Origin of the sequence: Nocardia huaxiensis (genome assembly GCF_013744875.1) — a bacterium.
In the GTDB taxonomy this organism is placed as follows: Bacteria; Actinomycetota; Actinomycetes; order Mycobacteriales; family Mycobacteriaceae; genus Nocardia; species Nocardia huaxiensis.
Map to the genome: position 1 here is coordinate 6,310,219 of NZ_CP059399.1, position 10,836 is coordinate 6,321,054.

Here is a 10,836-nt window from a genome sequence, read left to right on the forward strand (position 1 = left end):
GAGATGAATTGCGACGAGTTCGTCGAAACCGTCACCGCCTACCTCGAGAGCGACCTCGAAGGCCCCGCGCTGCAACGCTTCCTCGACCACCTGGCCGACTGCGACGGCTGCGACACCTACCTGAGCCAGATCCGCGAAACCATCGCCGCGCTGCGGCACCGGCCGCGCCCGCAGCTGAGCCGAGCGGATCGCAATGCCCTGCTGGCCGCGTTCCGCGCTCGCCCGCAATGAATCTCGCGCATCCCGCGTAACGTTCGCGGACCCTTCCGACACTGAGCCTCCATGAACACCACCACACCCACCCCGCGCCGATACCTGCCGACCCCCGACACCGGCCGAACAGTCGACCGCCTGGGCTCTCTCCTCGCATGCTGCGGCGTCATCGCGGCCCTGGCCTGGATCGGCGCGATGAAGTTCACCGCGGAGGAAGCCGCCGCGATCGAACCACTGGTCAGCGGCAGCCCGCTGATGAGCTGGCTCTACGACGTCGCCGACCTCAGAACGGTATCGGCGGCAATCGGAGTCATCGAGTTGGTAACCGCCACGCTCCTGCTCCTGGGCATCCGCAGCGCCCGCGCGGGCGTCGCCGGTGGGCTCCTCGCCACCGGCACATTCCTGCTGACGCTCTCGTTCCTGGTGACCTCGACCAGCTACGCCCCCACCCCGCCATTCCTGTCCCCCGGCGGCAGCTTCCTCATCAAAGACCTCGCACTCCTGGGCGCGTCCCTGATGATCCTCGGCCGCTCCTGGGTCCGCCTCACCACTCGATGACAGTCAACCGATGAGCGCCGACGTTCACAGGTTCGCGATCTGCGCTCGCTCAGGTGACCCGGGCGGCCACCAGGGTCTCGAAGGTATAGGGCCGCAAACCATCGGTACGGTCGGCGAAGTACCGCTGCTGGAGGTCTGCACGTGTGGGATGGTCCATGACCTTCAGCCCGCATCGGTTGACCAGCGTCTCGATCTCGGATACCGGCCAGCCGGGCTGAAGAGGCTCGCCGACAGAAGCCGCGATCGGCGTGTAGATGCGGGCGAACTCCGTCCCCACGTCGTCGAGCGCACAGTCCTCGGCCCGGTAGGAGAACACCACCTCGGACCCGGGAGCCGCCGCCGCGATCGTGCGCAACCCCGACTCGATCGCCTGTGCCGTCAGATAGGGCGCCACGCCCGTCCAGCAGAACATCGCCGGCTGCGCCCAGTCGAACCCGGCCGGCCCCAGCGCATCCCGAACCGGTCCGGTCTCGAAATCGGCCGGCACGAAGACCTGCGAGTCGCTGAGCGGCAAGCCGAGCTCCGTGACCCGCTCCAGCTTCCAGGCTTGGGAAGCAGGGTGATCGACCTCGAACACCTTCAACGAGCCCAGCAGATCGGGCCGCCGCCACGCGAACGAGTCAAGCCCCGCACCAAGAATCACGTACTGCGTGAAGCCCCCGGCGGCCAGCCGGTCCTCGGCGTACCGACTGCGGGTGCAAACAGCCGCACGGGATTCGCGACGGACCGAGCCGGGAAACAACGGATCGAACCGGTCTCGCAGCTCCTGCCATACCGGGCCGACAAGCACGAGTGCCAGCACATCGTCCAACACCCACGGCGCCGCCGTCTCCAAGCGAAACAACCCCCGCGACACCGCCGCGAACATCGCCGTTCTGCTCGGCAGGCTTTCCATGCATCCCTCCTCACCCGCCAGAACCCAGCATCCCACCCACACGCGTCCACTTCACAGGATGCGCCTCAACTGCCCCGACGGCCATAGCCAGATCGCCTGGCCGCCACGATCTCTCACCATCGGGATACTCCGAACGGCCATGCACGCCGACATCACAGCCGCCTGCACGCCACCCGGACCCCGAGGCCCTCCGGCTCGTCCCCGCTGGCCTTGGAGGTACCGCCGGAGGCGGACCTGCCGAAGATCCGCAAGCTGTTGGAACACGGTGCAGAACAGGGGTGGTGGCACTGGGAGGAAGGGGGCATCACCGCAGCCTGGAAAGCCGCTGCTCGAGGGTGAGGCCAGCCCCTGCAACTGGCAGCCACATCCTGAGCCCTTGCAACTACAGGAAGCCGCGAACGGAGCTACTCAGCGAACACCTCATCGAGCGAATCCGCGGTGAGCACCCGCGCGCCCCACACCCGCAACCGCGCCGCCTCGCCCCCCCCCCGCACGATCCCGACAACCCGGTCGGGCACCGCCCCGAACTTGACGACCAACTGCTCGAGCAAAGCTTCCGCTCGCCCTTCGGTACGTCCTTCGGTGCGGAACTGTTCAGCGGTTGTCATCATGATCTCCTTCGCTCGCGGACCGAGCCGGTCGATCATATATTCGAGCATCCGGAACGCCATCAACTCGTCCGCGCTGCTCTGATGTTCGATCAACATGAACACGAAGGCGTCGCGATCATCCCAGCGGGTCCAAAACAGCACGTCGGTGTAGCGCGACCGCAACTCCTGCGGCACAAAACTGCACGACTGCAACTCCAAACCATCCCAATCCAGGTGCGCCGCAGCAGCTTCCGGCAGCACCGTCCGCATCTCACCCGCCGCGGCGGTCGCCTCCGACATGACATGCCGGAAATAGGCGTCGTGTGGATTCTTCGGCTGCTCAGCCATATTCGAGCAACCTACTACCGAAATCCCTCGCCGAGGACCGAATCATCGAACCCACGCGCTTTGCCCGATTCGCCACTCGCGCAACGGGTTAAGATCACCGATACTCGATCGCAACCCACCGAGATCGATGCCGGACGTCCCCCACACTCCCTACCGACAGCCAAAGCCCCGCAAACCCCACCCCGAACGCAGTGCGGAGGTTGTCGCCGACACAATTCCGGTACTGCCGGACGGCGCATCGGCTACTCGCCATCAGCACGGAGCTGTCGCGTAGCGGGGAGACTTGGCTACGGCGCGATCTCGTGGGACCCGAGGCCGAACTGGCCGAGGTCCAAAATCAAGAGTTCGGATTCAACGATGGCATGGACCACTGGCGGTGGGTCGAAGCACTGAGAGATCTGCGAAGCAGAGCCAAGGCTGTACAAGCTCGAGAATAGTCCGATCGACTTACTGAAAGGGCTTGTTCGATCCGACGAGCGAACGCCGGACCGAACAAGCCCCTTGGTGGTTCTAGCTGGGATCGAACCAGCGACCCCTCGCGTGTGAAGCGAGTGCTCTCCCGCTGAGCTATAGAACCGTAGCTCGCCCGGGTGGCGTTGCGGCCGGTCCGGACGAGATGGAACATTAGCACGGGGTTGGGGTCGGGTGTGAATTCGCTGGTCCGAGGCATGGTGGGGCGCAAGGGGACTCGGTGGGTGGTCAGCGGTAGTCGCCGCGGTGGCGGAGCCATTCGAGGTACCAGAGGTATTCGCTGGAGGCGGTGCGGAGGCGTTCGTTCGCGGTGGTGAAGTGGTCGCGGGCGTGGACGGCTGCCACGGACAGGGACCAGGGGGCGAGGGCGGTGGTGAAGAGGAGCTCGCACCAGGGCAGGACGGGGTTGTCGCCGCGGGTCAGGGTGTCCAGCAGGGCGAGTTCGGTGTCGTGGGCGTGCCAGGCGGCGCGCAGCCAGGTGTCGTCGAGGCGGCCGAGGAAGTCGATCGCGTCCTCGGGGATGGCCGGGGGCGCGTCGATCGCGAGGTGGACGGCGGCCGAGATGGCGTGGCGCAGACGGGCATCGGAGTGGGTGGCGTCGCGCAGCAGGTTCTCCATCGCTTCGCGCAGGGCGGCGATGGGATCGACCGTGGTCTCGTCGTAGGGGATGCTTCCGGTGCGGTCGGTCATGAGAGGGCCTTCGCCTTCAGCTGGTCGAATTCCTGCTGGCTGATGAAGCCCGAGTCGAGGAGTTTGCCGGCGTCGGCGATCTGGGCTGCCGGGTTGGTGCCCGCCGTCTTGCGGATGTACTTCGCCTCGGCGTCCTGTAGGTGGCGTGCTTCGGCGGCGGCGCGCTGCTGCATGCCGTTGCCGCGGACGATGAGGTAGACCAGCGCGGTGAGCAGCGGCAGGAAGATCAGGAAGACGACCCATATCGCCTTGATCCAGCCGGAGGTTTCGGTGTCCCGGAACAGGTCTCCGAGGATGTGGAAGAGCAGCAGCAGGTAGGCGACGAACGCGAAGCTCACGATGATGAGCCACAACACTTCCCAGAACGACATGGTGCACCTCGCTCGAGTCGGTCGACGATGCCGCGCGGATGGCGACGGCAGCAACGCTAGGCGGCGAACGAGGGGTCGCGGATCACCCGCAAGGGATGAACCGGGAATTTCGCGGAGTCAGTAGCGTTAGTGAACTCACTCCCCTACGCTGAGGCTATGACGGAATGGCAGCCCACGGCATGCATCCTGTGCGAGTGCAATTGCGGCATTCAGGTGCTGCTCGGGCCGGATGGGCGGTCCTTCGACAAGATTCGCGGGGACAAGCTGCATCCCGCGTCGGCCGGGTACACGTGCAACAAGGCGCTGCGGCTGGATCACTATCAGAACGGGCGCACGGGCCGGATCACCGCGCCGCTGCGCCGGCGGGCCGATGGGTCGTTCGAGGAGATCTCCTGGGAGACAGCGATTTCCGAAGTGACGGCGCGGTTGCGGGAGATCGGGCACCGCTACGGCGGGGAGTCGATCTTCTATTACGGCGGGGGCGGGCAGGGCAACCACCTGGGTGGGGCGTACGCGCCGGCCACGATGGCGGCGTTCGGCATGAAGTATCGGTCCAGCGCGCTGGCGCAGGAGAAGACCGGGGATTTCTGGGTGGGGGCGCGCATGTTCGGGCATCCGGTGCGCGCGGATGTGGAGCATGCCGAGGTGGCGTTCTTCGTGGGGAAGAATCCGTATCAGTCGCACGGGTTTCCGCGGGCGCGCACGGTGTTGAAGGAGATGTCGAAGGATCCGCGGCGGTCGATGATCGTGCTGGATCCGGTGCGCACCGAGACCGCCGAGCTGGCGGATTTCCATTTGCAGTTGCGGCCGGGCACCGATGTGTATCTGCTGTCGGCGATGGCGGCGATTCTGGTGCGGGACAACCTGATCGACGGTGAGTGGCTGGCCGAGCGAGCACGGGGTCTGGACGAGGTGGTGGCGGTGCTGCGCGAGGTCCCGATCGAAAAGTATTGCGCCATAGCAGATGTCGACGCAGCACTGGTGGTCGCGGCGACACACCGGCTGGCACAGGCGAAGTCGGTGGCGGCGCTCGAGGATCTCGGCGTGCAGATGAACCGGTACTCGACCGTGGTCAGCTATGTGGAGAAGCTGGTGTGGCTGCTCACCGGCAATCTGGGCAAGCCGGGGACGCAGTACGCGTTCACCGGATTGTCGGCCATCGGGCACGATCGCGGGCATCCGGCGGGCCAGTGGCCGACGAGTCCGGTGGCGGGCGCGCCCATCATCAGCGGGCTGGTGCCGTGCACGGTGATCACCGAGGAGATCCTCACCGACCATCCGGCGCGCTATCGGGCCATGTTCATCGAGAGCAGCAATCCCGTTCACTCCCTGCCGGATTCGGCCCGCATGCGGGAGGCGCTGGAGTCGCTCGAACTGGTGGTGGCCATCGATGTGGCCATGACCGAGACGACCCGGCTGGCCCACTACATCCTGCCCGCGGCCACCCAGTTCGAGAAGTACGAGGCGACGTTCTTCAATTTCGACTTCCCGCGCAATATCTTCCACCTGCGGCATCCGGTGCTGCCCGCCCCCGAGGGCGTGCTGGCGGAGCCGGAGATCCATGCCCGGCTGGTCGAGGCGGCGGGCGTCCTGTCCGAGGACGACTACGCCCCGCTGCGCGCCGCCCTCGAGCAGGGCCGTGAAGCCTTCGCCATGGCCTTTCTCGGCATTCTCGCCGACCGGCAGCAGGCGAAACTCGCTCCCGTGCTGCTGTATCGGACCCTCGGCCCCACCCTGCCCGATGGCGCGGCCGCGGCCGCGCTGTTGTGGGCCGCCGCCTACAACTGCGCCCGCAAGTTCCCGCAGAGCGTCGAACGCGCCGGTTACGGAACAGGTTTGGTGGCCGGTGAGCGCCTGTTCGAGGCCATCCTCACCGGCAAGCACGGCATCGTCATCACCGAGGACGACTACGAGGAAACCTGGACCCGACTGCGCGACAATACGATCCAGCTGAACATCCCCGAGCTCCTCCAGGTGATCGCTACGCTCCCCGAGCCCGACGCCGACCCCGCCCAGTGGCCGTTCGTCCTGTCCGCCGGTGAGCGCCGCGCCTTCACCGCCAACACCATCGTCCGAGACCCGTTGTGGCGCAAGCGCGACGGCGCAGGCACCCTCCGCATGAGCCGCGCCGACGCCGACACCCTCGGCCTGACCGCAGGCGACCTGGTCCGCGTGAGCACTCGCCGAGGCAGCGTCGAAGTCCCCGTGGACCCGACCGATCGCATGCGCCCCGGCCACCTGTCCCTCCCCAATGGCTTCGGCCTCTCGGTGCCCGACGACACCGGCTCCCCCGTCACCACCGGCGTGGCCCCCAACGAACTCACCGAATTCGACTCCCGGGACGAATGGGTAGGCACCCCCTGGCACAAATACGTCCCCGCCCGCCTGGATACCGTGGCCCCATGAAGCGCACCACCTTCGCCAATTGGCCGTGCACCGTGGCCCGCACAGTCGACCTCATCGGCGACTGGTGGACCCCGCTGATCCTGCGCGAATCCTTCTACGGCGCGAAACGTTTCGACGACTTCGAACGCACGCTGGGCCTGTCCCGCAATATCCTCAGCCAGCGCCTGACCCGCCTGGTGGACGAGGGCCTGCTGGAAAAAGTCCCCTACCAGTCCCGCCCACCCCGCCACGAATATCACCTGACCGACCAGGGCCGGGACTTCTTCCCCGTCATCGCCGCCATCATGGCCTGGGGCGACCGCCACCTCGCCCCCGACGGCCCGCCCGTCGTCCTCCACCACACCCCCTGCGCCCACGACACCCACGCCGAAGTCGTCTGCGCCCACTGCCGCCAACCCCTGCACCACGCGGACGTCACCGCCCACCTGGGCCCCGGCTTCCCCGCCCGCCACCGCGAATCCGCCCTCGCCACAGGCCGATTCGGCACCGCAGCGGAGGCGCACCCGCGGTGAGCGGGGGGACGCGCGCCGAACTACACGATCCTGGCGTTGAGGACCTGGTAGCTGCCCGCTCGATAGCCGCCGATGATGCAGCCGGTGACCGCGCCGGGGCTTACTTCGGGTGGGCCCGTTGTTATCTGGAGCATGCGTCCAGTTCCTAGGCCGCCGACTATTTTGAGGTGGTTGGTGGCTTGCTGACCGAGGGTCCACTCCCAGGAGCCGATGATGTGGGAGTTCTGGCCGTTGTCCCAGATGACCAGGAGGTCGGCACGGCCGCCTCGGCTGCCGTAGCAGGTGGCGGCGGGTTCGAAGCTGGTGCCGATGATGGTGCCGACGCCTATGTCGGTGGGGGCGCCTCGGCAGCCGGTGAGGTGACCGCCCACGTTGCTGCCCACGGGGGCCTGGGAGCTGCCGGTCATGCCGGGGCCGTTGGCTTGCCAGGTGAGGGCTCCGCCTACGCAGCTTCCGTCATCCAGGCCGTCTGCCGTGGCGGGGGTGGCGGCGAGAACGGGGGCCACCAGGAAGGTTGCCGCGGCTGCTGTGACGAGAGCAGTTCGGAACTTCGACATGTGCTTGCACCTCTCTCGGGATCAGCGTTGATCGGAGTAGAGCGGCAAAATCAACATCGTCTGGTTCGAGGTTAGGCCAGCAAACTTCTGGTATGCAAACGGGTGGAATGTGGACAACGACTGTTCCGCTTGTGAATTCGCGTTGCTTCACTCTGGCAGGGCGAGGCCGCGGGCCAGGGTCGGCCAGGAGCTGATCAGGGCGTCGAGCCAGTAGCCCCAGGAGTGGGTGCCGACGGGGTGGAAGTCGTAGGTGGCGGGGATACCGAGGGTGGTCAGGCGGGCTTGGAGGTTGCGGCCGCAGTGGTCGGTGGCGGCTTCGAGGACGCCGCCCACGGTGAGCTGGTTGGCCAGGCCGTCGAGGCCGGGGAGGGCGAACGGGCCGTCGAGGGTGTCGTGCGGGCCGGGGAGGCCGGAGCCGTTGGAGATGTAGAGGTGCAGGCCGCGCAGGCGGTCGGCGTGCAGGTAGGGGTCGTTGGCGGCCCACATCGGATCCCCTTGGGGGCCATACATGTTCACGGTGTTGCCGCGGCCCTGCGCCACGACCACATTCACGAAGGCATAGCCGAGCGGGTCACTGATCTGCGCACAGCCGCTGTAGGCGGCGACCGAGCGATACAGGCCCGGTTTCGCGATCGCCAGCTGGAGCACCGATGCGCCGGAGGAGGACAGCCCCGCGATGGCGTTGAAACCGTTGGCGCCCAGGACTTCATCGATGACCGGCGGCAGCTCCTCGGTCAGGAAGGTCTGCCATTTGTTCACGCCCAGCACCGGATCCGGCGCGCGCCAGTCGGCGTAGTAGCTGGTGAATCCGCCGATCGGCTGGACGACATTGACGTCCTTGTCCGCCAGGAAGTCCAGGGCCTGCGGCGCGCGGCGGTTCCAATTCGCCTCGCCCACACCGCCATCGGCGCCATTGAGCAGGTAGAGGACGGGCCGGGGCCGCGAGGTGCCGGCCGCCCGCTGGATGTCCACCGGAATCTCGCGCCCCATGGCCGCCGAGTACACGCTCAGCGTGAAGCGGCGATCGTCGGCCTGTGCGGGAACGCACAGGAGTCCCGCCGCACCCACCAGGCAGACGACCAGCATCCGCGCAATCACATGACCCACCACTGACCTCCTCGACGAAATGACCGGTGTCACAAGAGGTATTCGAAGCTGATCAGCGGTTGTAGGGCTCCTCCTGCACCCAGCTGAAGCCACGTTCCAGCAGCGGAAAGGATTTCGGGTCGAGCTCGGTGAAGTACGCGTGAATGCGGTGTCCGCCATAGTCGTCGGCGTCGATGACCAAGCGTCCATTGTCGGCCCACCAGTAGGTCAGCCGCACCCGGATGGGGGTTTCCGCGTAGGTGCCCAGCGTGATCCGGTGGTGCAGGTCGATGGTGTGCTTGGCCGGATCGATTGTGCCGCCGTACATCTCGAACGAGTCGTCCATGTGCTGAATGGTCACCGACACCGGATCGGAGATGTGGAAGGAGCGGTCGACGATGACGCGCCGCCAGCGCAGTTCGTCGGTGAGCAGCGGATCGCGGGCGTACCCCTCGGTGGAGAACCCGTCCACCTGATAGATCCCGTACAGCTCGGGGGCCGGTCTGCTCCACTGCCGCCAGCTCTGCGCACCGGTTCCGGCCAGCAGGACCAGACCCGTCAGCAGCTGCGCCACCACCGCGATCCGGTTGGCGCGGGCGGATTCGAACAGGGCGTACCGACGCAGCGCGGGCGCGGCACGATCGGAGAACAGCACCGCCAGCAACCTCCTGGCATGCGGCGCCAGCAGGAACAGGCTCAATAGCAGGAACTGCGAGGACACCGTCTTCAACCGGATGTCGTAGGTTATGTTCAACAGGAACACCTGCGTCATGTCCACCGCGCACAGCAGCGCCCCCGCCGCGGCCGCGCGCGGCACCACCAGCAGCACCCCGGCCAGCAGTTCGGCGACCCCCAGCGCGATCTGATACGGCTGCGACACACTGACCTGCGACCACAGCACCCCGGCCGGGCTGAAGTTGCCGAACGGCTCGACCAGCCGGTTCAGCACGAACGGCATCTGCGTCGGAATCGCCTTGGCCATGCCGAAATAGAACATCCCGAGCGCCAGCACGAACCGCAGGAACAGCTGCGTCCACGCGAAAAGCCGGGTGTATGACGGCCGTTGGCGATCCAGGACCGACCACCCGGTCGTCGCCACCACGGCGATCACCACCATGAGGAACAGCGCCGTCCACTGGAAGGCGCTGTCACTGCCCACCTGTGTGCTGGTCACCCGCAAGCCGAGCACCTGGGCCGCGGTCCATTCGATGGGCGGCCGCACGAAGGCCAATCCCTTGTCCACCCAGGCCCAGGCTCCGTCGAACCCCGAGCCCGCCAGGAGAACCGGGACGAGGCCGATCACCCCCACCACGCCGAACTGGCCGAAATAGCTGACGCCGAACCGGAATCCGATGCGCGTCGGCAGCCGCCAGACCTCCGGCCCCGGCGCATCCGCACCGGGCTCCTCGGTCTCCGTCCTCTCGTCCGCCGATTCCGGCTCGGCGACGCCGCACTCCTCGGCCACGGGCACCGGCTTCCCCCTCCTGCTCACTGTCCGGCGACAGTAGGAGTGGCCGCTTACCGGGGACCGGCTGGTTCGCTTAAGAGATCTTCCTGAGCAGGAAAAGCACCGGTCACAGCGCGATTGTCCGGATTGCTGGTTCTCACGATGCGGGCGCGGAGTACCGTTCCTGGGGACATGTCCGCAGCTCGGTTTTCCCCTATCCACACGGATCGACGGGAGCACGCTGATGACTGTTACAGGCACGACCTTCCGCACCTTCGCCACGTTGATCTCGGCCGTCGCGGCGGTCGGCGTGGGGTATGCCCCGGCGGCGGCCGAACGCGGACCCGACGGCCACCTGTACGGCGCCTTCGCGGTCTCGGGCACGCTCGGGGACGGTTCACGACAGATCGGGTCCTCGTGGAATTTTCCCGATCAGGGTGCCGCGGATCAGCGGGCGCTCGCGGAATGCGGTGACGGCAGTTGCGTCGTCGAACTCCGCTTCATGGACGGATGTGGTGCGATCGCGTTCCGCGGCAATCGATTCGCGGGCGGCGCCGGCCCCACCCGGGACGACGCCACCCGCGCCGCGATCGACGCCGTCGGCCCGCCGTGGCCGTCCTCCATCAGCGCCGATGCCAGTGACCCGGCCCAGGTGTTCGGGCCGGACTGCAACGGTTGACCGAACGGTTCGG

13 protein-coding genes and 1 tRNA gene are annotated in these 10,836 nt (G+C 67.0%); 6 read left to right on the top strand and 8 right to left on the bottom strand.

Translation table 11 applies throughout. The annotated features are described in order from the left end of the window. Nucleotides 1-3 precede the first annotated feature (3 nt). Nucleotides 4-231 carry an anti-sigma factor family protein gene (locus tag H0264_RS28675; protein WP_181585896.1) on the top strand — a complete coding sequence of 76 codons (228 nt, stop codon included), beginning with the start codon at nt 4-6 and terminating at the stop codon, nt 229-231. A gap of 51 nt (nt 232-282) precedes the next feature. Continuing rightward, on the top strand, nt 283-771 hold the full coding sequence (locus tag H0264_RS28680; protein ID WP_181580438.1) for a DUF417 family protein: 489 nt from the start codon (nt 283-285) through the stop codon (nt 769-771). Between the two features lie 49 nt (nt 772-820). Here H0264_RS28680 and H0264_RS28685 read toward each other — a convergent pair whose 3' ends face one another. After that, nucleotides 821-1,666, bottom strand: a complete 846-nt coding sequence (locus H0264_RS28685) for a class I SAM-dependent methyltransferase (protein WP_181580439.1) — start codon at nt 1,664-1,666, stop codon at nt 821-823. Between the two features lie 210 nt (nt 1,667-1,876). Here H0264_RS28685 and H0264_RS39390 point away from each other — a divergent pair, with 210 nt between their 5' ends. After that, complete coding sequence (locus tag H0264_RS39390) at nt 1,877-2,005, top strand: hypothetical protein (protein WP_420831992.1); 129 nt, start codon at nt 1,877-1,879, stop codon at nt 2,003-2,005. A 65-nt stretch (nt 2,006-2,070) separates the two neighbouring features. On the opposite strand, the gene H0264_RS28690 is transcribed toward H0264_RS39390, so the two are convergent. The 4 genes from H0264_RS28690 to H0264_RS28705 form a co-directional block, all read right to left on the bottom strand. Next, nucleotides 2,071-2,604 carry an Rpn family recombination-promoting nuclease/putative transposase gene (locus tag H0264_RS28690; protein WP_181580440.1) on the bottom strand — a complete coding sequence of 178 codons (534 nt, stop codon included), beginning with the start codon at nt 2,602-2,604 and terminating at the stop codon, nt 2,071-2,073. A gap of 502 nt (nt 2,605-3,106) precedes the next feature. Continuing rightward, a tRNA-Val gene (locus tag H0264_RS28695) sits at nt 3,107-3,181 on the bottom strand. A gap of 122 nt (nt 3,182-3,303) precedes the next feature. Beyond that, nucleotides 3,304-3,765 carry a hypothetical protein gene (locus H0264_RS28700; RefSeq protein WP_181580441.1) on the bottom strand — a complete coding sequence of 154 codons (462 nt, stop codon included), beginning with the start codon at nt 3,763-3,765 and terminating at the stop codon, nt 3,304-3,306. Next, the gene (locus tag H0264_RS28705; RefSeq protein ID WP_181580442.1) at nt 3,762-4,136 is read right to left on the bottom strand and encodes an SHOCT domain-containing protein; all 375 of its coding nucleotides are present in this window, start codon (nt 4,134-4,136) and stop codon (nt 3,762-3,764) included. Before H0264_RS28705 ends, H0264_RS28700 begins: the two co-directional genes overlap by 4 nt. A gap of 156 nt (nt 4,137-4,292) precedes the next feature. On the opposite strand from H0264_RS28705, the gene H0264_RS28710 reads away from it, so the two are divergent. Then, on the top strand, nt 4,293-6,542 hold the full coding sequence (locus tag H0264_RS28710) for a molybdopterin-dependent oxidoreductase (protein WP_181580443.1): 2,250 nt from the start codon (nt 4,293-4,295) through the stop codon (nt 6,540-6,542). Continuing rightward, nucleotides 6,539-7,054, top strand: a complete 516-nt coding sequence (locus tag H0264_RS28715; protein ID WP_181580444.1) for a winged helix-turn-helix transcriptional regulator — start codon at nt 6,539-6,541, stop codon at nt 7,052-7,054. Before H0264_RS28710 ends, H0264_RS28715 begins: the two co-directional genes overlap by 4 nt. 20 nt (nt 7,055-7,074) lie before the next feature. On the opposite strand, the gene H0264_RS28720 is transcribed toward H0264_RS28715, so the two are convergent. The 3 genes from H0264_RS28720 to H0264_RS28730 form a co-directional block, all read right to left on the bottom strand. Continuing rightward, a complete protein-coding gene (locus H0264_RS28720; RefSeq protein WP_181580445.1) occupies nt 7,075-7,611 on the bottom strand; it encodes a hypothetical protein in 537 nt (178 codons plus the stop codon). A gap of 147 nt (nt 7,612-7,758) precedes the next feature. After that, entirely contained in the window at nt 7,759-8,697 is a 939-nt protein-coding gene (locus tag H0264_RS28725) for an alpha/beta hydrolase (protein ID WP_181585897.1), read from the bottom strand. Nucleotides 8,698-8,770: 73 nt separating this feature from the next. Then, nucleotides 8,771-10,189: a DoxX family protein gene (locus H0264_RS28730; RefSeq protein WP_420831993.1), complete on the bottom strand. Its 1,419-nt coding sequence runs from the start codon at nt 10,187-10,189 to the stop codon at nt 8,771-8,773. A 199-nt stretch (nt 10,190-10,388) separates the two neighbouring features. Here H0264_RS28730 and H0264_RS28735 point away from each other — a divergent pair, with 199 nt between their 5' ends. Then, nucleotides 10,389-10,823, top strand: a complete 435-nt coding sequence (locus H0264_RS28735) for a DUF4189 domain-containing protein (protein ID WP_181580446.1) — start codon at nt 10,389-10,391, stop codon at nt 10,821-10,823. Nucleotides 10,824-10,836 lie beyond the last annotated feature (13 nt).